19 protein-coding genes are annotated in these 22,439 nt (G+C 63.8%); 4 read left to right on the plus strand and 15 right to left on the minus strand.

Going from position 1 to position 22,439, the window contains the following annotated elements; genetic code table 11:
* Complete coding sequence (locus tag A6B35_RS11175) at positions 1 to 1,041, plus strand: heme-dependent oxidative N-demethylase family protein (RefSeq protein WP_006204495.1); 1,041 nt, start codon at positions 1 to 3, stop codon at positions 1,039 to 1,041.
* 47 nt (positions 1,042 to 1,088) lie between these two features.
* On the opposite strand, the gene A6B35_RS11180 is transcribed toward A6B35_RS11175, so the two are convergent.
* On the minus strand, positions 1,089 to 1,799 hold the full coding sequence (locus tag A6B35_RS11180) for a helix-turn-helix domain-containing protein (protein ID WP_006204496.1): 711 nt from the start codon (positions 1,797 to 1,799) through the stop codon (positions 1,089 to 1,091).
* A gap of 320 nt (positions 1,800 to 2,119) precedes the next feature.
* Between A6B35_RS11180 and A6B35_RS11185 the strand changes: the two genes are divergently transcribed.
* Positions 2,120 to 3,478: an NAD(P)-binding domain-containing protein gene (locus tag A6B35_RS11185; RefSeq protein ID WP_006204497.1), complete on the plus strand. Its 1,359-nt coding sequence runs from the start codon at positions 2,120 to 2,122 to the stop codon at positions 3,476 to 3,478.
* A gap of 17 nt (positions 3,479 to 3,495) precedes the next feature.
* On the opposite strand, the gene A6B35_RS11190 is transcribed toward A6B35_RS11185, so the two are convergent.
* From A6B35_RS11190 to A6B35_RS11230, 9 genes are all read right to left on the minus strand, one after another.
* Positions 3,496 to 5,475, minus strand: coding sequence for an ABC transporter permease (locus A6B35_RS11190; RefSeq protein ID WP_006204498.1), 1,980 nt, complete (start codon positions 5,473 to 5,475; stop codon positions 3,496 to 3,498).
* Complete coding sequence (locus A6B35_RS11195) at positions 5,472 to 6,551, minus strand: quaternary amine ABC transporter ATP-binding protein (protein WP_006204499.1); 1,080 nt, start codon at positions 6,549 to 6,551, stop codon at positions 5,472 to 5,474. Before A6B35_RS11195 ends, A6B35_RS11190 begins: the two co-directional genes overlap by 4 nt.
* 74 nt (positions 6,552 to 6,625) lie before the next feature.
* On the minus strand, positions 6,626 to 7,600 hold the full coding sequence (locus A6B35_RS11200) for an ABC transporter substrate-binding protein (RefSeq protein WP_006204500.1): 975 nt from the start codon (positions 7,598 to 7,600) through the stop codon (positions 6,626 to 6,628).
* A gap of 397 nt (positions 7,601 to 7,997) precedes the next feature.
* A complete protein-coding gene (locus A6B35_RS11205) occupies positions 7,998 to 8,243 on the minus strand; it encodes a hypothetical protein (protein WP_006204501.1) in 246 nt (81 codons plus the stop codon).
* A gap of 101 nt (positions 8,244 to 8,344) precedes the next feature.
* The gene (locus A6B35_RS11210; RefSeq protein ID WP_006204502.1) at positions 8,345 to 9,130 is read right to left on the minus strand and encodes a glucose 1-dehydrogenase; all 786 of its coding nucleotides are present in this window, start codon (positions 9,128 to 9,130) and stop codon (positions 8,345 to 8,347) included.
* A gap of 11 nt (positions 9,131 to 9,141) precedes the next feature.
* On the minus strand, positions 9,142 to 9,906 hold the full coding sequence (locus tag A6B35_RS11215; RefSeq protein ID WP_006204503.1) for an SDR family oxidoreductase: 765 nt from the start codon (positions 9,904 to 9,906) through the stop codon (positions 9,142 to 9,144).
* 123 nt (positions 9,907 to 10,029) lie between these two features.
* Positions 10,030 to 11,538 carry a sugar ABC transporter ATP-binding protein gene (locus A6B35_RS11220; protein WP_006204504.1) on the minus strand — a complete coding sequence of 503 codons (1,509 nt, stop codon included), beginning with the start codon at positions 11,536 to 11,538 and terminating at the stop codon, positions 10,030 to 10,032.
* Positions 11,539 to 11,588: 50 nt separating this feature from the next.
* Complete coding sequence (locus tag A6B35_RS11225; protein ID WP_006204505.1) at positions 11,589 to 12,527, minus strand: sugar ABC transporter substrate-binding protein; 939 nt, start codon at positions 12,525 to 12,527, stop codon at positions 11,589 to 11,591.
* A gap of 132 nt (positions 12,528 to 12,659) precedes the next feature.
* Entirely contained in the window at positions 12,660 to 13,643 is a 984-nt protein-coding gene (locus tag A6B35_RS11230; RefSeq protein WP_202799460.1) for an ABC transporter permease, read from the minus strand.
* Between the two features lie 237 nt (positions 13,644 to 13,880).
* On the opposite strand from A6B35_RS11230, the gene A6B35_RS11235 reads away from it, so the two are divergent.
* Entirely contained in the window at positions 13,881 to 14,843 is a 963-nt protein-coding gene (locus A6B35_RS11235; protein ID WP_006204507.1) for a sugar-binding transcriptional regulator, read from the plus strand.
* Positions 14,844 to 14,867: 24 nt separating this feature from the next.
* Here A6B35_RS11235 and A6B35_RS11240 read toward each other — a convergent pair whose 3' ends face one another.
* The 5 genes from A6B35_RS11240 to A6B35_RS11260 all read right to left on the minus strand — a co-directional run bounded on the left by A6B35_RS11240 (position 14,868) and on the right by A6B35_RS11260 (position 21,404).
* The gene (locus A6B35_RS11240) at positions 14,868 to 15,470 is read right to left on the minus strand and encodes a hypothetical protein (RefSeq protein ID WP_006204508.1); all 603 of its coding nucleotides are present in this window, start codon (positions 15,468 to 15,470) and stop codon (positions 14,868 to 14,870) included.
* Positions 15,471 to 15,569: 99 nt separating this feature from the next.
* Complete coding sequence (locus tag A6B35_RS11245) at positions 15,570 to 17,063, minus strand: xylulokinase (RefSeq protein WP_006204509.1); 1,494 nt, start codon at positions 17,061 to 17,063, stop codon at positions 15,570 to 15,572.
* A 21-nt stretch (positions 17,064 to 17,084) separates the two neighbouring features.
* Positions 17,085 to 18,407, minus strand: a complete 1,323-nt coding sequence (locus A6B35_RS11250) for an NAD(P)H-dependent oxidoreductase (protein ID WP_006204510.1) — start codon at positions 18,405 to 18,407, stop codon at positions 17,085 to 17,087.
* 448 nt (positions 18,408 to 18,855) lie between these two features.
* Positions 18,856 to 19,746, minus strand: coding sequence for a DUF427 domain-containing protein (locus A6B35_RS11255; protein WP_006204511.1), 891 nt, complete (start codon positions 19,744 to 19,746; stop codon positions 18,856 to 18,858).
* 2 nt (positions 19,747 to 19,748) lie between these two features.
* On the minus strand, positions 19,749 to 21,404 hold the full coding sequence (locus A6B35_RS11260) for an ABC transporter substrate-binding protein (RefSeq protein WP_065518185.1): 1,656 nt from the start codon (positions 21,402 to 21,404) through the stop codon (positions 19,749 to 19,751).
* A 114-nt stretch (positions 21,405 to 21,518) separates the two neighbouring features.
* On the opposite strand from A6B35_RS11260, the gene A6B35_RS11265 reads away from it, so the two are divergent.
* Positions 21,519 to 22,439 carry a LysR family transcriptional regulator gene (locus tag A6B35_RS11265; RefSeq protein WP_006200694.1) on the plus strand — a complete coding sequence of 307 codons (921 nt, stop codon included), beginning with the start codon at positions 21,519 to 21,521 and terminating at the stop codon, positions 22,437 to 22,439.

Below are 22,439 nucleotides of genomic sequence, written 5' to 3' on the forward strand. Positions count from 1 at the left end.
TTGGGCATCACCTTTCGCAAGGAAACGTTCCGCGACGATTTCACCTTCAGGAACAGCCCGGAGCACATCAGGCGGTTTCCGTTCCCGTTCCACGAAGACAGCTACATGTATGCCGTCAACATCGAGCCGCATGTCGTCGGGCCGAAGGGCAGCGTGCTCGAAAACCTGATCGACGTCGACGAGCACTATGTCGCTGAGATGCAGGACCGTGCTTTGGTGCTGGCCGAGGACCCGCTGCGCTGCCAGTCGCTGCCGCATATGACGCTCGCCGGCTGGGATCTGCTCGAACTTCTGATGGAGCAGCAGGCGCTCGGCTATCCCGAGCATTTCACGCTGACGCGCGACGGCGACCGCTGGCGCTGGATCAACCGGCCGCTCGGCATCGACGACACCTTCACGTTCGGCGACACCTCGACGCTGCCCTACGGGCCGATGGAATACATCACCCGCCAGAGCCAAGGCGATTTCTGCATCCTCGACCAGCGCGACGGCAATCTGTGGATGGATGCCGGCATGGTCACCACCCAGGCCGACTGGTCGCTCGATTTCGACATCGGCATGAACTTCTTCGAATGGCACGCGCCGGTGCCGCTGGCGCATGAGAAGGGGATCTTTATCCGTGCGCTAAAATTCCTAACCAACATCCAGCAGGGCAAGCCGGCCAGGCGCCTCAACTGGACGATGACCATCAATCCGCGCCTAGACACCAGCCCCGAGAATTACCACAAATGGGGTCCGGACCGGACCACGGTGACGCCCGAGAATGTCGGCGACAAGGTGCATCTGCGCGTCGAGCTGCAGAGCTTCTGGCGGCTGCCGCGCTCCAACGGCGTCGTCTTCCCGATCCGCTGCTATCTGATCAAGATGGACGAGCTGGTGACGCAGCCGAAATGGGCACGGCGCCTGCACCGCGTCATCCGCGACCTGCCGGAGGAGCTCGCCACCTACAAGGGCTTGACGCGTTATCGACCGACGCTGGTTGAATGGCTGTCGAAGCTGGATGATGGGAGTGCGACATCACCGGGTTTCGGGCCTGATTGAAGCTGCCCGCCCGCAAAGCTGCTGATCTCCTCCACAGGGGGGATTGGCTAACCCGCGCTGCTCTGCGGATAGCAGATGATCGACAGATAGCGCATCGGCAGCCGCGTCAACTGCTCCGGCCCGTGCGGCGCGTCGGCGTCGAAGAACAGGCTGTCGCCCGGCTTCATCGGGTAGAGGTTGCTGCCATGCCGGTAAACGACCTCGCCCTCCAGCATGTAGAGGAACTCCATGCCTTCATGCTGGAAGGTCGGGAACACGTCGGAATCCTCGGTCAGCGTGATCAGATAGGGCTCGACGACGACGCCGCTGGTGTTGGAGCCGATATGTCCCAGCAGATTGTACTGGTGGCCGGCGCGCGTGCCGCGGCGCTCGACATCGAGCCCTTCGCCGGCCTTGACGAAGACGGCGCTGCGCTCCTCCTCGAAGCGGCGGAAGAACGCGGTGACGGGAACCCCGAGCGCCCTGGACAGTGCCTGCAGCGTCGTCAGCGACGGCGAGGTGATGCCGTTCTCGATCTTCGACAGCATGCCCAACGAAATGTCGGTGGCGACCGCCAGATCGGCGACAGTGATGCCGAGCTTCTTGCGGAACGCCCGCACCTCGCGGCCGATCGCCACTTCCAACACCTTTTCGCGCGTGTCGCGAATGGCGTGCGGGTTCTGGGTCAGCGGCGTGCGGATAGCCCGTCCGTCGCCTGCCTTCGGCAGCGGCTTGGCCGCCGCGACACGAGGCTTGGGATCGGAACTCTTCTTCGCCATGTCGCCGCCTCGCGCTTCGCGGATTTATTTCACTCAAGGTGAACATATTCGCTGCCGATATAGAAGAGCAACCACCACGGCAAGCCATCCACGGCCGAATTGTGCGTTGCCGGCCTGCCACTCAACCGATAGCTTTTTCACCGGAAGTTGCCTGTGCGGAACGCGCTTTCCGCACAAGGCCTGTTGACAGCACCGAAGGGCCAATTACTGTCCTGTGAGTGAAATTTGTTTCGTAAGAGCAATTCCAGGAAAAGTGTGAAACGGTTTTCCGTCCGGAATTGCGTCAGACAAAAGTCGAAATCAGGAACGGGAGGTCCGCCATGAAAAGTCGCGTTGCCGTCATCGGAGCCGGGCCGTCCGGCCTGGCGCAGCTCAGGGCCTTCAAGTCGGCCGCCGACAAGGGCGCCGAGATCCCCGAAGTCGTCTGTTTCGAAAAACAGTCCGACTGGGGCGGCCTGTGGAACTACACCTGGCGTACCGGCCTCGACGAGCATGGCGATCCGGTGCATGGCTCGATGTACCGCTACCTCTGGTCGAATGGGCCGAAGGAATGCCTCGAATTCGCCGACTACACGTTCGAGGAGCATTTCGGCCGGCCGATCGGCTCCTACCCGCCGCGCGCCGTTTTGTGGGACTACATCAAGGGCCGTGTCGAGAAGTCAGGCCTGCGCCAATGGGTGCGCTTCAACAGCCCGGTGCGTATGGTCACCTTCTCGGACGAAACCAAAAAATTCACCGTCACCGCGCATGACCGCACCAACGACGTCACCTACTCGGAAGAGTTCGACAACGTCGTCGTCGCCTCAGGGCACTTCTCCGTTCCGAACGTTCCCTATTTCGAAGGCTTTTCGACGTTCAACGGCCGCATCCTGCACAGCCACGATTTCCGCGACGCCATGGAATTCAAGGGCAAGGACATACTGATCATCGGCCGTTCCTATTCGGCCGAGGATATCGGTTCGCAATGCTACAAATACGGCGCCAAATCGATCACCTCCAGCTACCGCTCCAAGCCGATGGGCTTCAAATGGCCGGAGAACTGGAAGGAAGTGCCGCTGCTGCAGAAGGTCGTCGGCAAGACGGCCCACTTCAAGGACGGCACCACCAAGGATGTCGACGCCATCATCCTGTGCACCGGCTATCTGCATTCCTTCCCGTTCCTCACGGACGATCTGAAGCTCAAGACCGCCAACCGCATGTGGCCGGACGGTATCTATGAGGGTGTCGTCTGGGAGAAGAACCCGAAGCTCTCCTACATCGGCATGCAGGACCAGTTCTATACCTTCAACATGTTCGACGCGCAGGCCTGGTTCGCGCGTGACGTGATCATGGGCCGCATCAAACTGCCCTCGGCCGAGGCGATGGCGGCGCATGGCGCGAAATGGCGCGCTCGCGAGGAAACGCTCGAAGACGCCGAGCAGATGATCTGGTTCCAGGGCGACTACACCAAGGAATTGATGGACCAGACCGACTATCCCGGCTTCGACGTCGAGGCGGTCAACCACACCTTCATGGAGTGGGAACACCACAAGATGGAAGACATTATGAGCTTCCGCGACCACGCCTACCGCTCACTGATGACCGGCACCATGGCACCGCTGCACCATACGCCCTGGCTGCAGGCACTGGACGATTCGATGGAGAGCTATCTCGAGGTGAAGGGCGTGGCGGCGGAATAACCGTCGCGCCCAGCGGCCTATCCCAGCCTTGCCCGTGCCTTCGCCGTCCAGGCGCTGAACAGTCGGTCGGCGACGATGCCGATGAAGGCGATGGCGAGACCGGCGACGATGCCGCGGCCGGAATCGGCCTTGGACAGGGCGATGAACACCTCCTGGCCGAGATCGCGCGTGCCGACCATGGCGCAGATGATGATCATCGCCAGCGCCATCAATATGGTCTGGTTGACGCCGAGCATGATCTCGGGCAGCGCCAGCGGCAGTTGCACGCGAAAGAAGGTCTGGCGCGGGGTGCAGCCCGAAACCTTGGCCGCTTCGATCAGTGCCGGCGGCACCTGGCGGATGCCGTGATTGGTGTAGCGGATGGCCGGCACGACGGCGAAGGCGACGGTGGCGATCATGGCGGTGACGTCGCCGACCCGGAACAGCATCACCACCGGAATGATGAAGCAGAAGGACGGCAGCACCTGCAGCGTGTCGATGATTGGTGTCACGGTCTTTTCGAAACGATCGCTGCGTGACGCCATCAGCCCGATCGGAATGCCGATCAGGCACGAGATGAAGGCCGAGAGGCCGCAGAGATAGACCGTCGCCATGGTCTTTTCCCACAGCCCGGTGATGGCGCAGAAGGCGGTCAGCGCCGCAACCAGGAAGGCCAGGCGCAGGCCGGAAAGCTGGTAGCCGGCAAGGCCGAGCAGGAATACGGCACCCAGCCACGGAAAGCCCTCGCAGAAGGCGCGCACCGGGTTCAGCACGTTGAGGATCAGCGCCACGCGAAACGCTTCGATCGTGTCGAAGAAGTTGATCGTCACCCAGCTCACCGCCGCCTTCCACAAAGGCGCGGTGGTGAAGGTGATCGCCTTCGGCACCGCGGCGAAAGCCGGCACAGACAGGCTAAGCAACGTGGTCGCGGCAAGGATGGCAACGGCCAGCGTCAGATTGGGATAGCGGCGCCAGAAGTCCGGGCTTGCCGCCTGATAGATCTGGCCCTGCGCATGATTGTGGGCAATGGCCTGGCTCAGCCGGTCGAGCGCAATCGCCAGCGCCACGATGGCAAGGCCCGCTTCCATCGCCTCGCCGACCTTCAGCGCGCGCAGCGCCAGAAGCACGTCGTAGCCGAGGCCGCCGGCGCCGATCATCGAGGCGATGATCACCATGTTGAGCGCCAGCATGATGACCTGGTTGACGCCGACCATCAGCGTCGGCCGCGCCGAAGGCAGCAGCACCCGCCACAGTTTCTGCCGTGCCGTGCAGCCGGCCATCTCGCTGAAATCGTCGATCTCCGACGGCACCCGCGCCAGCCCCAGCATCGTTGCCCGCACCATCGGCGGCGTGGCGAAGATGGCGGTGGCGATCATCGCCGAAACCGGGCTGTTGCCGAACAGAAGCAGCATCGGGATCAGATAGGCGAAGGTCGGGATCGTCTGCATGAGGTCGAGGGCAGGGGAGATGATGAGCCGCTCGGCCCAGGGCTTGCGCCAGGCCCAGATGCCGACGAACAGGCCGGTGACGATGCAGAACGGCACCGCGATCGAGATCAGCCCGAGCGTCAGCATGGCGCTGGTCCATTGGCCGAACAGCGCGATGTAGGCAAAGCAGCCGCCGACCAGCACGCCAAGCTTCCAGCCGCCGGCGGCGCGCCCGGCCAGGTATGCGGCGGCGCACACGCCGACCCACGACAGGCGGGGCAGCGCAAAAGCTTCCGCGCCGTGGCCGATCTTGAAATTCTTGGCCAGAAGATTGAGCGCGAAATCGAGCGGCACGCCGAGCACCGCGGTGATCGAGCGCGTCAGCCAGGAGAAATTCGACTTCACCCAGCGCATCAGCGCGCTGATCCAGTCGGCGACCGGGACAACCGCTTCGGTTGGATAGTTGACGGCCCACGGCATTCTGTCCTGCAGCAGGAACACCACAAGCACTGCGATCAGCGCGAGCGCCCAGATCGCCAGCCAGCGTTGGACCGGCGGCCTCGCTGCGCTGGCGCTTGCCGTCACCGTCATGCGCCGGCTCTCTTGTGCTCGATGCCGGCCAGCAGATCGATCACCGCTTGCGGCGTCACTTCGCCGATCGGCTTGCCGGTGCCGTTGACCACCGCGAACGGCTTGCCGGCGGAAACGATGCTTGCTGAAAAGCTGGCGATCTTGGCGTCCGGCGCCACAGTGCCGCCGTGGTCGCTACCATCGCAGGCACGCATCAGGCTGCGCGCCGAGATTACCTTGGCGCGGTCGACGTCGCGGGTGAATTCGGCGACATAGTCGGTCGCCGGATTGACCACCAGCTCCTCCGGCGTGCCGATCTGGATGACCTCGCCGTCCTTCATGATGGCGATGCGGTCGGCGAGCCTTATCGCCTCGTCGAAATCATGGGTGATGAAGACGATGGTCTTGTGCAGCATGGTCTGCAGCCGCATCAGTTCGTCCTGCATCTCGCGGCGGATCAGCGGATCGAGCGCCGAGAACGGCTCGTCGAGGAACCAGATCTCCGGTTTGGTGGCGAGGCTGCGGGCGATGCCGACGCGCTGCTGCTGGCCGCCGGAAAGCTCGCGCGGATAGAAATGCTCGCGGCCGCGCAGGCCGACAAGCTCGATGACTTCCTGCGCCCGCTTCTCGCGTGTCGGCCGGTCCTGACCTTGAATGCTCAGAGGAAAGGCGATGTTGTCGAGTACATTGAGATGCGGCAGCAGCGCGAAATTCTGGAACACCATGCCCATGCGGTGGCGCCTGAGTTCGATCAGCGCCGCGTCCGAAATCTTCAGCAGATCCTTGCCTTCGAATTCGACCTTGCCATGGGTCGGCTCGACAAGCCGCGACATGCAGCGCACCAGCGTTGACTTGCCCGACCCGGAAAGCCCCATGATGATGAAGATCTCGCCCTGGCGTATTTCGAGATCGACGGCGCGCACAGCGCCGACCAGGCCGGCCGCTGCGATGTCGGCAGGGCTGGCCTTGCCGTCGCGCTGGCGAATGAAATCGGCCGCGTTCGACCCGAACAGCTTCCAGACATTGCGGCAGGCAAGTTTTATTGGACGGGCATCCTTCGGCACGCCAACTGCCTGCGATTCAGTCGCTTCCGTCATCCAATGGTCCTTCTGGAAAATGGGACAGAGACCCGGCGGCTAGGGCCGGATCCCGTGGCTTCCAGTTGGAACGATCACTGCGCCCAGGCTTTCCAGTCGGCTTCGTGGGCGGCGATCCAGGCGGCGGCGACCTCTTCCGGCGTCTTGCCGTCGAGATCGATCTCGCCACTCATCTTGTTGAGTTCGTCGGTGTCGACCGTGTAGGCCTTGGCCACCTTGTAGGCGACCGGCCATTTGTCCTTCATGCCGGCCCAGGAATACTTCCAGATCTCGCCATGCGGCTTGCCGCAATCGTATTTGGCGTCCGGGTTCGTGCCCCATTTCGGGTCGGTATAGCACTCCGGCGTGTATTCGGGGAATTGCACCCATTCGCCCTTGTACTTGGCCGGCGCCCAGTGCGGCGAATAGATCCACAGCATGATCGGCGCCTTGCGCTGGTAGGCCGAGTCCAGCTCGGCGAACATCGCCGCATCGGTGCCGGCATGGATGACGGTGAAGGGCAGTTTCAGCGCCTCGACGCGTTCGTCGTCAAAGCCTTCCCAGGTCACCGGGCCGCCGACATAGCGGCCCTTCGGCGTCGTCTCGGCCGTCGAGAAGGCTTCGGCGCATTTCGGATCCTTCAGCGCTTCCCAGTTCGGCAGGCCCGGGCATTTCTCCTTCATGTATTCGGGGAACCACCATTCTTCCTTGGCCTTGGGGCCGAGCGCGCCGAGGCGTTCGGTCTGGCCGGTGGCGTCGGAGGCCTTCATGGCCTCGCCGGCGGTCGTGTCCCAGAATTCCAGGCCGACATCGAGATCGCCATTGGTCAGGCCGGTGGTCAGGCTGGAGAGGTAGTCGGCGGTCGGATATTCGACCGTGTAGCCGAGCTTTTCGAGGATGCCGCCAAGGATCTTGGCGTTGAGGTTGACGCTGGTCCAGTCGAACAGCGCGATCTTGATCGGGTCGTTGGATTCCGGCGCCGCTGCATGGGCCGGTGGGGTCAGCGCGCTTGCCGCGGCAAGCGCAAGTGCTCCCATTGAGAATTTCGAAATCACGCTGCGAAGTAACATGCTCGTTCTCCTGTCAAGCCGTGTGGAAATTATCGCTCGTTCCCGTCTTCTTGTGTTTTGATTTCATTGTGTTGGCAAAAGCCGCAGGCGCGCAAGGCGCCAATGCATTGATTGTCGGGCAGGCGCGGGGGAATTGGTGAAAATTGGATTCCGGAGGAAGCCGAGGGACGCCGTCATGACTGCCGGCGGGCTGCTGCCGAAGCAGTCATCAACGGGTCGATCGCCACTTCCGCGGCGCTCCGAAACGTCCCAACCATCGAGATGGTCCCACAATCCCCAGCCACCAGCACCGCAAACCGTCCGGCTTGCCGCAACCGTTTCATGGGATGAAATTATATATACCAACGTTCATGCCGCGCAACGCATAAAGCCCCTCGGCAGTGTCTCAGTTTGAAATTCACTGACCCAAGTCGGTGCCGCCGTCCGGCGATCTGCTCGCCAGGACCTCATCCGTCAGAAGCCTCGCAAGATGGTCGCGGCTCATGCCCAACGTTTGCTTGAGAAACAACAGGAACACGCGCGCCCTGTCTGTTGACAGGCCGCTCGCCTCTGCCTGGGCGATTACCTCTTGCTGATGCTCTATCCGCTGTTCGAGCTCGCGGATGTACTGCTCGACCCTGGCGATGTCGTCCTCGATGCGCATGCCACGATGATGGCGGCAGAGATAAACAAAAGCTAGGGGTGCGATCGGCGACCCGTCACCGGCTTGCCGGTCGGCGGTCGCTCAAGGCACGATCAGCCTGCTCACGACATGATCAGGCCGCCATCGACATTGATGGTCTGGCCGGTGATGTAGGTCGCATCGTCGCTGGCCAGGAAGCTGACCAGGCCGGAGACGTCCTCGCCGCTGCCGGCGCGGCCCATGGGGATGTTCCTCACCCATTCCGCCATCAACTCGCCCGGCTTGTAGTCGCCCATCAACCTGCCCCAGGCGGCATCGTTGTAGGCCCACATGTCGGTGTCGATGATGCCGGGGCAGATGGCGTTGACGGTGATCTTCTCCTTGGCCACTTCCTTGGCCAGGCTCTGGGTGATGCCGACGACGCCGAATTTCGATGCCGCATAATGCGGCGTATAGATAAAACCCTGCCGCGCCTGGCCCGACGCGGTGTTGATCAGCCGGCCGCCGTCGCCGTGTTTGCGCATGTGCGCGATCGCCTCCTGGCAGCACAAGAACACGCCCTTGGTGTTCACTGCCATCACCTTGTCCCATTCGGCCTCGGTCATGGCTTCGATCCGGGCGATGGTGATGACGCCGGCATTCTGCACGGATATGTCGACGCGGCCGAATTGTTGTTCGGCGAGGTCGTAAAGTGCGGCGACTTCGTCCTTCTTGGTCACGTCCATCCGCATCGAAGCGACCTTCGCGCCCGCCGCCTTCAGGCTGGCCGCGACTTCGTCGACGCGCGGGTCGATGGCGCTGACGACGACCGCCGCACCTTCGGCCGCGAAACGCTTGGCCATCGCCGCACCAATGCCGCCGCTGGCGCCCGTGATGACCGCGGTCTTTCCTTCAAAACGCCTCTGCACTTCTAGTTCTCCTACCAGCAGACAAAGCCGCCATCGACGATCAGGTCGATGCCGGTGACGAAACTCGAAGCGCGGCTGGCCAGGAACACGGTCGGGCCGACCATTTCCTCCGGCATCGCCATGCGCCCCATCGGTGTGTCGCGCTCGAAGATCTTGACCTGGTCGGCGACCTCCGGCCGCTTGTTCATTGGCGTCAGCGTGTAGCCGGGGCTCACCACATTGACGCGCAGGCCGCGATCCGCCCATTCCATGGCGAGGCTCTTCGACATGTGGATGACGGCGGCCTTCGAGGAATTGTAGTGCGCCTGGGTCAGGCCTCGATTGACGATCGACCCCGACATCGAGGCGATGTTGATGATCGAGCCCTTGCGCCGCTTGAGCATCGCGCGCGCCTCGGCCTGGCAGGACAGGAACACGCCGCTGACATTGACGTCGTAGATTTTCTGCCATGTCTCCAGCGGCAGCGTCTCGGCCGGTTCGGCGCCGGCGATGCCGGCATTGTTGACGGCTATCGTCAGCGCGCCGAGTTCGTTTTCGGTACGCTCGACCGCTGCCGCAAGATCGTCTTCCGAGGTCACCGTGCCGGTCAGCACGAGCGTCTTGCGGCCGAGTGCGGTGATCCTTTGCGCCGTTTCGTCCAGCCCACCCTTGGAGGTGTGGCCGAAGCAGGCGATATCGGCACCGGCTTCCGCAAGCCCGATGGCGATCGCTTGGCCAATGCCGCTGCCGGCGCCGGTCACCAGCGCCACATTTCCGTTGAGATCGAATAATGTCATCGTCGGTTCCTCTCCTCCAACCGCCGGAATTCCTCAAAGGGAAGGGGCGCCAGTCCTGCTGGCGCCCCGCGCGGTCCGGTGCCTGGGAGGGTATCACCTGCTGCGCTTTGTTCCGATTGCTTTCTAGCTCGTCGCGAGCTCCATCACCGCGACATTGCTGGCTTCGCTCCGCTCGAGGATGCCGCGCTGGCGGCCACGGCTCAGCACCAGCACGCGATGCGAGAGGCCGAGCACCTCCTCGAGGTCGGAGCTCACCACCACCACCGCCATGCCGGAGCGGGCGAGGTCGGCGATCACATCGTAGATCGCGGCACGCGCGCCGACATCGATGCCGCGCGTCGGCTCGTCGAGGATGAACACCTTGGGCGGACGCGACACCCATTTGGCGATGATCACCTTCTGCTGGTTGCCACCGGAAAGTTTTGAGACCGCCTGGTTCGGCCGGCCCTTGACGCCGAGCCTGGAGATGCCGGCCTCGGCGAATTTCTGCACCGCCTTGGGAAACACCCAGCCCTTCGGCGCGACATGGTCGAAATTGCCGAACGCCAGGTTCTCGCCGATGGTCTGGTCGAGCACCACGCCTTGCGCCTTGCGGTCTTCCGGCACCAGCACGACGCCGGCCTTGATCGCCGCTGCCGGGCCGCTGAGATGCACCGGTTGGCCTCCAACGCGCACTGAGCCCGACGAGATCGGATCGGCGCCGGCGATCGCCCGTACCAGCTCCGTGCGGCCGGCGCCGATCAGCCCGGCAATGCCGAGGATTTCGCCCGATTTCACCGAGAAGCTGACATCATTGAAACTGCGCTCCGGCGAGGACAGGTTTTCGACCTCGAGCAGCGTGTCGGTGCCCGGCGGCGACAGCGTCGGGAACATCCGCTCGACGCTACGGCCGACCATCTGTTCGACCACGGTGCGCACGGACACATCGGCGCGCTCGTGCCGGGCGACGATGCGCCCGTCGCGCATCACCACCACGCGGTCGGCGATCTGCGCGATCTCGTCCAGCCTGTGGCTGATATAGATGAAGGACATGCCTTCGGCCTTGAGCTTGCGGATCTGCTGGAACAACAGTTCCGTCTCTTCGCCGCCGAGCGCCGCCGTCGGTTCGTCGAAGATCAGCAATTCGGCATTCAGCGTCAGAGCCTTGGCGATCTCGACCTGCTGCTGGGCGGCGATGCGCAGCGTGCGCACCATGCGCTCCGGCGAGACGTCGAGGCCGAGCCGCTTCAATTGCGCCGAGGCCTTTGCATTCATGGTCGCGCGGTCGATGCGGCCGCCGCGCATCGGCAGGCGCCCGACATAGACGTTCTCCGCCACCGACAGGTCCGGCAGCAGCTTCAATTCCTGATGGATCATGCCGACGCCGGCCTCGATAGCCGCGGCGGGATTGGCGGGGGAATAAGGTTTCCCCCGCCAGATTATGGAGCCGGCATCGGACTTGGTCGCGCCGGCGATGATGTTCGAGACGGTCGACTTGCCGGCGCCGTTCTCGCCGAGCAGCGCCACGACCTCGCCCGGCCGCACCTCGAAGCTCGCATCGGCCAGGACCTGGACCGGTCCGTAGCTCTTGCAGAGGCCGTTGACGAACAGCCCGTTGTGGGGGCTTTCGCTTTGGCGGGGATCAGGCGACATCGTTGTGCTCGTCAACTCTCAAACATGCCAAGTCTCAAACATGCCAGGTTTCAAGGGTGCTTGGCGATGAACTGCTCGACATTGTCCTTGGTGGTCAGCGTCGCGTCCTGCAGCTGCTCGGCGGGAATTGTCTCGCCGGCCACCAGCTTGATCGCCGCATCGACGGCGAGCCGACCCATGCCTTGCGTCTGCTGCGTCGCGGTAACGTCGAAGACACCGTCCTTCAGCGCCTTCAGCGCCGCCACGTCGCCGTCGAAGCCGGCAACCCAGACCTTGTGGCCGGGATTGGCGACCTTGACCGCCTGCGCGGCACCCAGCGCCAGCGCGTCTGCCTGGCCGATGACGATCGACACGTCGGGATGCGACTGCAAGAGATCCTGCGTCAGCTTGAAGCCTTCGTCCTGGTGCCAGCCTTCGCTCCACAGCTCGCCGACCACCTTGATATCGGGGTAGCCCTTGAGTGCTTCGCCGCAGCCCTTCGAACGGTCGACTTCCGGTGTCGTGCCCTTCTGGCCGTGGATGATGATCAGCTCGCCCTTGCCGCCGGCCTGCTTGGCGATGTAGTCGCACACCGCCTGGGCCGAGGCGACGCTGTTGGTGGCGATGAAGGTGTCGCCGGGCGCGCCGTCGGCGTTGCGGTCGACATTGACCACCGGGATGCCGGCGGCCTTGGCGGTCTTGGTCGGCACCGTGGCGGCGGTGGCACCGGCCGGGATGTAGATCAGCGCGTCGATGTTCTGCGTGATCAGGTCCTGCACCTGGCTGACCTGCGTTGCCGAATCGCCCTTGGCGTCGACGGTGACTACTTCGATGCCCTTCTCCTTGCCATAGGCTTCGACGGACTGCTTGATCTGGTTGAAGAAGTCGGCCTGCAGATTGGCCACCGCAAGGCCAAGCTTCTTGGCCTCTTTGGCCGAGGCCATGTCGGTGAGGCCGAGCAGCGGAACGATGGCGGCCGCGGCAAGCAAGAGTGAACGTTTGGTCAGCATGGTTTTCCTCCGTTGATATTCAATCTGTCCCGCCTGCGCAGCTCAGCGCCCCTTGGCCGAACATTCCCAGTTTCGGATCGACCGATCCGTTTCCGCCCGGATGCCGGGCGAATTCCTATTGCGCCCCGCTCTTCACTGCGCTCGCCGCCGCCAGGTGTCGGTGGCCACCGCCAGCGCGATCACTACGCCGATCACCACCTGCTGGATGAAGGGCGAGACGCCGAGCAGGTTGAGCCCGTTGCGCAGCACGCCGATGATGAGCACGCCGACGGTGGTGCCGCCGATCGAACCGACGCCGCCGGAGAGACTGGCGCCGCCAATCACCACCGCCGCGATCGTGTCCAGCTCGTAGCCGAGACCTGAACTCGGCTGCACGGAATCGAGCCGTGCGGCGAGCACGATGCCGGCGAGACCGGCCAGCACGCCGCAGATCGCATAGACCCAGTTGGTCAACGACTTCACCGGAATGCCCGACAGCCGCGCGACCTCGGCGCTGCCGCCGATCGCATAGAGGCTGCGGCCGGTGGCGCGGTAGTTGAGGAAGATGGCGAAGATGATCGCCAGCACGATCATCAGCCCGACGGTGACCGACAGGAAGCCGAAATGGCGGATGATCGACAGGTTGGTGAACCAGTCGGAAAAGCCGACTATCTGCGAGCCGTCGGTGATCATGTTGGCGAGGCCGCGCGCCACCGACATCATCGCCAGGGTGGCGATGAAGGGCGGCAGCTTGGTGAGCGTCACCAGCAGGCCCGAGACCAGGCCGCACAGGCCGGCGACGAAGAGCGCCGCGGCGATGCCGGCGGGCAGTCCGAGATTGAGATAGTCGGGATGAGCGACAAAACCCATCACCATGGAAGCCAGCGCCAGCACCGAGCCGACCGACAGGTCGATGCCGCCGATCAGGATGACCAGCGTCATGCCGATCGCCATGATGCCCAGCACCGTGATCTGGTCGAGCACGTTGAGGATGTTGCGCACGGTCAGGAATGTGTCGGTGGTCAGTGTCAGCGCCAGGCAGAGCAGCACCAGGCCGATCAGCGGTCCCATGGTTCCGGCGAACAGCGCCGAAAGCTTCGCGCCGGTCGCGCCTTGAGCGCCGGTCGTGGCTTTCAGATCGCTTGCATCATTGCTCACGGTCACTTCGTCTCCTCCGTCAGCGAACCGGCGATGGCTTGCCGCTCGCTCTTGTTCACCAGGCACCTCCCTGTGAACAATTTATCCTTGATATGCAATTTTGTTCAGCTAAACTGTTCATCAGAAAATTGTCAAGTGCCGCGAACGCATTCGACAGCGGTTTGCGCGGCAATGCGGTTTGCCTTACGGGAAGCTTTTTGCGGGAGGGCAAGAAAGATGGCGACCATGGAGAACGAGAGGGCATCGCGCTTTCCGGACGCCGAACTGAAGGCCCGCGCGGCCTGGCACTATTATGTCGAGGGCCTGACGCAGGAGCGGATCTCCGAGATCCTTGGCATAGGCCGCATCAAGGTGCATCGCATCCTCTCCGCCGCGCGCGAGGAGGGGGTCGTCCAGTTTCGCATCCGCGACAGCGTCGTCGAATGCGTGCAACTCGAGGAGAGCCTGAAGCAGCGCTACGGCCTGAGCCAGGCCGTGGTCGTGCCCTCGGCCGCCGACCGCAGCAATGCGCCGCTGATGATCGGCCATGCCGCTGCTACCTATCTGGCCGACAATGTGAATATCGGCGATGTCATTGCGCTCGGCTGGGGCCGCACGCTGAAATTCGCCATCAAGGAACTGCCCAGGCGGCCGATCGCCAGGACCACGGTGGTCTCCATGCTAGGCGGCCTCACCCATGCCCAGCCGCTCAACCCGACCGAAAGCGCCTGGGAGTTCGCCGAAAAGATCGGCGCCGAATGTTTCCTGCTGCCGGTGCCGGTCTATGCCGACAAGCCGGAGCAGCGCGACGCCTTCATGAGCCAGCGCAGCGTCCAGGACGTCGTCTTCCGGGCGCGCCGCGCCAACATCGCCGTGCTCAGCGTCGGCTCGTTCTCCAACGACAGCCCGATCGCCAATTACGGCTTCATCAAGCCGAGCGAGCTCGAGGAATTGCAGGCGGCCGGCGCCGTCGGCGATATCCTTTGCCATTTCATCGACGCCGAGGGCCGGCCGGTCGACCATGAGGTCAACCGCCGGGTCTGCGCCTATCCGCTGCAGGAGCTGTCGGACATTCCGAACATCATCCTGGTCTCGGGTGGGCAGGAGAAGGTGGCCATTATGCGCGCCGCGCTCGCCAACACCAAGATATCGGTGCTGATCACCGACGAGGACGCGGCCAAGGGCCTGCTTGGTCGCTGAGGTCTGGCATTCAGTCGCGGTTCTTCAAAACTCGCAGGGTTTGGGGCGGCTGTCGTCGGACCAGTCCGCGAGGGCGATCGGCGCGAACTTTCCTTCGACCGGCTTGCCGTCGTCCAGATCCTGCGAGGCGATGCCCTTGCCGGTGAGAAAATCGATGTCGCAACCGCCGAGCGTCGTCTCGACCGTGCCATCGGATTTATGCACGTTCCAGTCCCAGTCGCGGCTGTAGCCGGCGACCAGGAATTTGCCTTCGCGATAGACGATCGTCAGCGTCGCCTCCGTCGATTTGTTGGCGCCGCAGCCGAAACACGAGGTGATGACCAGCGATTCCTTGCCCTTGCTTTCGAGCGCAAGAATCCGCTCCTCCGTAAGCGACTTCTTGACGAAGTCAGGTTTGCGCGAAGGGTCGAGTTTTCCCTCGCCGGCAGCCAGATAGATGGAGAGCTCCGCTTGCCCGTTGTCGGCATCCTGCGCGATCACGGCCCGATCCATTTGGCCATCAGCGTCGATGTCGAGTGCGACCTCGAATGGCGGTTCGGTAGGTTCGCTGTCGGCGAGCGCGGACATCGGGATTGTGGCAAGGGCGACCATCCAGGACAGGGCCGCGAGATGAGATGCAGTCTTCATGGCTGCAAATCTAGCATTGGCTGGACAAGACGCAAAAGTGGCTCCGCTGGCAGACAGAACACCAGGAGTTCTGGATCTGGAAAACTGGCGCCGTCGACTCTACGCCGAAGCGTTGGCGAGCCGTGCGTGGATGTCACGCGTCGCGTGATAGAGGTCGCGGTAGATCGCTTTGCGGGCGCGGTAGCCCGGGACCAGTTCATCGACGGGATCGACATGTCTGGTCGGCGCCGCGGTCATCGCTTCGGCCGCCGCCTCGGGCGACGCAAACCATCCGACGGCCGACGTCGCCAGCATCGCGGCACCCAGCGCCGCCGCTTCGTTGACCGGCGACACGGAGAGTGGCCGCTCGAGCACGCTGGCCATGATCCGCATCAGCAGCGCCGAATTGGTGCCGCCGCCGGCCGCGATCATTGCCGCCGGCTTGCCGCCGGTCTGGCCTTCCATCGCCTCGCTGGCGATGGCCTGCTCGAAGGCTATACCTTCGAGGGTCGCGCGGAAGAGATGCCTGGGCTCATGATCGAGCGACAGGCCGACGATGGCGCCACGCGCAGCGCCGTCCCAATAGGGGCTCATCACGCCAGCCCAGTAGGGCATGACCAGCAGGCCGTCGCTGCCGGCAGTTACATCGACCGCCGCTTTCTCCAGCACCGCCGCCGAGGCCGAACCGGTGGTGCGCACGATCCAGTCAACCAGTTGCATGCCCGAGCGCAGCACCGTCTCCAGCATGAAGCCGGAGCCGGTGGGTGAGACCAGGGTGCGGAACGCGTCCGACTTGGTGACAGCGCCGGAATAGCATCCGCTGACGACGCCGGAGCCGAGCGAGAGGTAGCTCTTGCCTGCACCGTAGACGCCCATCCCCAGGCCCATCGCCTGGCCATCGCCGGCGCCGGCAACGATGGGCGTGCCGGCCCTCAGGCCGGTCAGCCCGGCAACGCTCTCGGCCAGTCCGCCGCAGATTTCGCCCGGTCCGATCAACTCCGGCAGTTGCTCCGGCCGAAGCCCGGCGGCTTCGACGAGCTTGGGATGCCAGGCGCCTGTCGCGACGTCGAGCAGCCCGAGCGGATCGGCACTTGCCGTGCTGGTGACCAGCCGACCGGTCAGCCGGTGCACGAAGAAACCATGCACGTCGACAAGGGCGGCCGCCTTGGCCAAAACCTCGGGCTGATGTTCGGCGAGCCATGCGGCGGCGTAGAGCGCCGGCGTCGGGTCCGGCGGCTTACCGCTCCAGTCGCGGATGGCCTCGCGGCCAAGCTCCGCTGAAAGCCGCGCCACCTGCGGGCGGGCGCGTTCGTCCAGCCACAGGATCGCCGGTATGAGCGGCTTGCCGGCGCTGTCGATCAGCGTGAAGGTCTCACGCTGATGGGCGATCGAAATCGCCGCCACGCGCTTGGCGCCGATCTTGTCGGCAACCTGCTTCAGCGCCGTGACAAGCGCTGTCCACCAGTGCTCCGCATCCTGCTCGAAATGGCCGGGCTTCGGATTGGAAAGCGGATAGGTCTCGCGCGCCTGGAAGAGCTCCGCGCCGTCACGCGCAAAGGCGATCGCCTTCACGGCCGTCGTCGAGGCGTCGATCCCGATTACGACATCGTCCATCAGGCGAGGATCCGGTGGAGATCAGGCTGCGTTGGTGACGAACCGTCCGTCCGACTGGTCGAGACGACGGCGGATCTGGGTTATCACCATCGAATCGTCGGGTACACAGTTTTCATAGGTCAGGAACTCGCCGGTCTTCACAGGCTTGACCACCTTGGCGCGTTCGGCGAGGCCGAGCGGCAGCGCGCCCTTGGCGCGTGCGCCCTCCCAGGTCATGGCGAAACCGCGATAGTCGTTCTCGCCGATCATGCCGAGCGACTGGCCGGTGCCGAGGTCGCTCTTGGCCACCGCCACCGCTTCGGCCACCGGATGGTCGAGCGGCTCCATGTCGGCCCGCTTGTAGACCACGGCGCGCGCTGCCGACAGCGGCACTTCCAGGCTGGTCAGATGGTAGGGCCGGAAGATCGTGAAATAGGGGCCCTTGCCGACCTTGAGGTCGACCATCCTCTCAAGCACGCGCGGATGCCTGGTCTCGATGATGCAGAACACGCCGGGCGCCACGCCCTTGCCGATCGAATAGTCGACCACGCCCTTGCGGTGCAGCACGCCGCCATCCTCGCGCGGGCAGAGCACGCTGGCCAGCTCTTCAAGCGTCGCCGTCGGACCGTGCATGCCCGGCACGTCGGGCACCAGGCCGGTGGCATTGGCGATCGCCACCATCTCGATCGCCGTCTTCGAACCGTCGACGAACTCGACCAGCATGCGCGCATTCATGTTGCGCTCGCTGGCCTCCTTCTCGTAGTCGGCGGGCATGGCGTCGATCTTCAGCGGGTTGTTCTTGCCCTTGCCGGCGGCGATGATGTTGAAGCCGAGGCTTTTGGCAAAGCCGATGATCTCCAGCGTGCAGGCGGGCTCGTCGCCGGCCGCACCGGTGTAGACGACGCCGGCTTTGCGCGCTTCCTCTTTCAGGAAGCGCCCGATGGTGATGTCAGCCTCGACATTGAGCATGACAATGTGCTTGCCGTTCTTCATCACTTCGAGCGCGAACAGCGTGCCGATATTGGGATTGCCGGTGGCGTCGATGATGACGTCGATGCGTCCGGCGGCGGCCAGCGCATGCAAATCCTCGGTCACCGCGATCTTGCCGGCCTCGATGGCGCGGTCGATGGCCGCGGCATTGGGCGCCTGGACGATGTCGGAACGGTCGTGGCCGGCAAGCAGTGCCGCATCGATCGCCGCCTGCGGCCGGACCTCGGAAATGGCGCCGATGCGCATCCCCGGCATCAGTGCGACCTGGACGACGATGTCGGTGCCCATCTGCCCGGCGCCGGCCAGCCCGATGGTGATCGGCCCCTGCTTTTCAGCGCGCTGCAAGAGTTCCGCTGCGAATTGCGGATGGGACATATCGCTTCCTCCAGTTCCAGACGCGCCGCTGCGTCGCAATCATCTGTTGAACATTCCTATTTCCATTTGAAAAATATTTCAACCGAGAAAAGGGGTGGAGTGGGAGGATTCAGATCGGGGGGCTGCTCGGTGTTAGGGCGACGGAGGGTGCCGGGTTGACTGTCCCGTCATCAGCCCAGGACGGATGGTTCGCAACCTTCGAGATTGGCCGACGCCTCCCCTCCGGTCGTCATCCTCGGGCTTGACCCGAGGATCCATGCCGCGACATCAGCCGAAGAACGCGACGGCGCAAGAAACGTCTGCACCGCTGCATTCTTCGGCTGGTGTCACGGAATGGATCGCACGGTCTACGCGACGGAGCTTCGCTCCTGCTTCGCCCTGGGATGACGAAGCGTTGGCTGTTTCAGCCAATCTCGCCGGCTGGCGCTAGCCGTCGACTAAGGACTGGTCAAAAATAGCCATCCGATGCGGCCGTCGCCTCTTTCGGGATCTCGACGCCGTCGACCAGAATCTTGTCGACCAGTTCATGGTGGAAGCAGACCAGCCCCTTGATGCGTTCGGCCTCGTGCACCGGCTCGGGATAGTACCAGACGAGGTTCTCGTGGCGCTTCTTGGAGGTCGTCACATGATAATAATTGGAGATGCCCTTGTAGGGGCAACGCGAAATGTAGCGGCTGGGCGCGAACATATCGAGCCTGGTGTCGGAAATCGGCAGGTAGTGGCGCACCGGATGGCCGGTTTCGAACAGGAACACGCCACGCCGTGAATCGGCAACCTGCTCGCCGTCGAGGATGACTTGCACCCGCCGCGACGAGGGCAGGCAGTCGACCCGGCGGAACGGATCGCGGGCATGGACGAAGATCTCCTCGTCCTCTTCGAACCAGTGGCCCATCTTGCTCCAGGTGAAGGACATGTAGTCTGAGATTGGCGGGCAGCCCTTGACCGGGTCGAGATAACGCCAGGCGCCGTCCTCGACCAGCGTGATGCCGGTGTTGAGCGAATAGTGGGTGGCGACGCCCTTGAACGGGTCCTCCGTCGTGGTCTTGCTGGGCAGCAGGAACTCCTCGCGCACGTCACCGATCGGGAAGTAGTAGACCGGCAGGTGATCGGATTCGTAGAACACCAGCGCCTTGGTCGTGTCGGCGACGGTCATCGAGCCGACCTGCACCCGCAGCCGTTTCGGCGACGGCATGGTGAAGGCGACGTAGCCCGGCTCGAATTCGTACTGGACGATGGTGTCGAGCAAGGGGAAGTGCGGCCCGCGACCGCGCAAATGGGGCTTGCGAATGGTGGTCTCCCGTTTCTTTTCTTTCGTGACGTGGCGTTGGTGCGCGGTCATGATCAGCTTATGGACACACGGTCGAGCAGCAGGCCGGCGGCGATCGGCGGCAGGCCGCTGACATTCTTGCGCACCGGCACCAGCAAATCGGGGAAGTAGCTGAAGATGACAGGCGTCTCTTCGAGCAGCAGCTTCTGGATGTCGGAGGCGGCCTTGCGCTGCGCATCGAGGTCGAGCGCCTTCAGATAACCGGCGACCAGCCCGTCATAGGCGCTGTTCTTGAAATGCGCCGCGTTCCACGGCCCATCGCTGACCAGCGGGCTTTTCAGGAACACGTTCGGCACGCTGCGGTGTGCGTAGTCAGTGATGCCGAGCGGGCTGTCCAGCCAGTCCGACTGGCCGAACACCGCCTTGCCGTAATATTTGTCCTGGTCCTCGATGTTGAGCGAGAGGCGTGCGCCGACTTCCTTGGCGAAGTTCTGGAACAGCTGCGCGTAGCCCGGAATGTCGGAATAGCGCAGTGTCGTCAGCGTCATGTCGAAGCCGCCGCCGAGCCCCGCGGCTTCCATGAGCTGCTTGGCCTTGGCGATGTCCTGCGTGCGCTGCGGGATCGACTTGTCGGTCGCCGGGAAGGCCGGCGCGAACGGGCTGTCATTGCCGGTCGCCGCCATGCCGCGGCACAGCCCGTCGACCAGCTTGGAGCGGTCGATAGAGAGCGCCAGCGCCTGGCGCACGCGCTTGTCGGTGAAAGGCGCCATGTCGCAGCGCATGTGCAATTGCCGGTGCGCGGTCGAGGCGACGCGCAGCACGGTGATGTCGGGGCTGTTCAGCACCACCTGGCTGACATCGAGCGGCACGGCATCGAGCAGGTCCACTTCGCCCGCCTGCAGTGCCAGGATGCGCGGTTGCACGTCGCCATAGAACTTGAATTCGAGCCGGTCGGGCAGTGCCTTCTCGCCCCAATAGTCGGGGTTGCGGATAAAGCTCGCGCCGACCTTCGGTGTGTAGCTCTCCAGCCGGAACGGGCCGGTCCCTTCGAAGGTCTTCTCGTAGTCGCCCTTGTAGCTCGCCGGCAGGATGACGGCGTTGTAGTTGTCGATCGACACCGAATAGGGAAAGCTGCCGTTCGGCGCATCGAGATGGAAGGCGACAGTGTGGTCGTCGACCTTCTGCGTGCCACCCTTCGACAACAGCCCCTTGAACACCGACAGCGCATTGGATGAGCCGCTCGGATCGGCCAGCCGGTCGAAGGTCGCCACGACATCGTCCGCCTTGAAGTCCTCGCCATTGTGGAATTTTACGCCCTTGCGCAGCTTGAAGGTCCACACGCTGCCGTCGTCGTTCGGCGCCCAGCTCTCCGCCAGTACCGGCTTCAGCGTCAGGTCGGGCAGGGTTACGCACAAAAATTCGGCGGTCTGGAAAACCAGCTGATAGCTGCCGCTGTCGTAATAGGTGACTGGGTCGATGGCGCCGCCCGGCGTGGCGATGCCGGCGCGCACGGTGCCGCCCGGCTTGCCTTCGGCGCGCGCCTCGCCGGTATCGAGACCGAGCGCCGAGGCAATGCCGCCGAGGAAGGGCAACGACAGGCCAAGCACGCTGCCATGCCTGAGGAATTCGCGGCGGCCGATCCTGCCGGCCAAAAGCTCGTCGATAGCGGAATTTTCGATTGCGGTGAGGTTCCGGCGGGCGGTATCGATCATCCTGAAATGCTTTGGCATGGCGGCATTCCTTGCTTATCGTGGGGGCTCGGCCATCTAGGTCACTGTTGATCCCACCCGGAAAGCGATATTTTTTGATGGGGGTCATCGAAATCTTCGATGCAAGGTGGAGCCATGGACACAGAAAATCTGCGCAGTTTCCTAGAGGTTGCCGCGCATGGCAGCTTCACCGTCGCGGCCAGCCGGCTGAACCTCGCCCAATCTACCGTCAGCGCGCGGATCAGGGGTCTTGAGGAGCAATTGGGGCGCAAGCTGTTCGTGCGCGACCGCGATGGCATCACGCTGACGCCGGCCGGCCGGCAGTTCCTGCCACACGCATCCTCGATCACCCGCACCTGGGAGCAATCGCGGCAGGACATCGCCGTCCCCGATGGCTACGAAACGCTGCTCAGGCTGACCGCACCGGCCTATCTCTGGGACCGCATCACCTCGCCCTGGATCGCCTGGATGCGCGAAAGGCGCCCGAATGTGGCGCTCAGGCTCGAAGGCAGTTTCCCGGATCTGGCGATCGACCAGATGGCCGAAGGCCTGCTCGACATCTGCATTCTCTATTTGCCGCGGCCGCATCCCGGCATCGTCTATGAGACGCTGGCGGTCGACCAGGTGGTGCTTGTCCAGCACACGGCGCAGACCGGGCCGTGGACGGAAAACTACATCCTCATGGATTGGGGGCTCGAATTCCGCGTCGAGCACGACCGCGCTTTTGCCGGCCTGGTCAAGCCGGCCATCTCGGCCGGGCTGGTCTTCATCGGGCTGCAGCACGTGCTGTCGCAGCAGGCGGCCGCCTATCTGCCGCTCAGCGCCGTCAGCGGCCATATCGAGCGCGGCGAGCTGAGGCGCATCGAGGGCGCGCCGGTGTTCCAGCGGCCGATCTATCTCGCCTATCCGTCGAACCCGGCCTCGTCGGACACGCTGAATGTCGCGCTGGAGGGATTGCGCGATCTTGCGCGGGACTGGACGACCGGCGACGGCTTTGCCGAAGGTGACCGTGCCTTCAGCATGGCGGATTCAATCGCGCAGAACGATCGCCTTTAG

It is taken from the genome of Mesorhizobium amorphae CCNWGS0123 (assembly GCF_001686985.1).
GTDB lineage: Bacteria > Pseudomonadota > Alphaproteobacteria > Rhizobiales > Rhizobiaceae > Mesorhizobium > Mesorhizobium amorphae.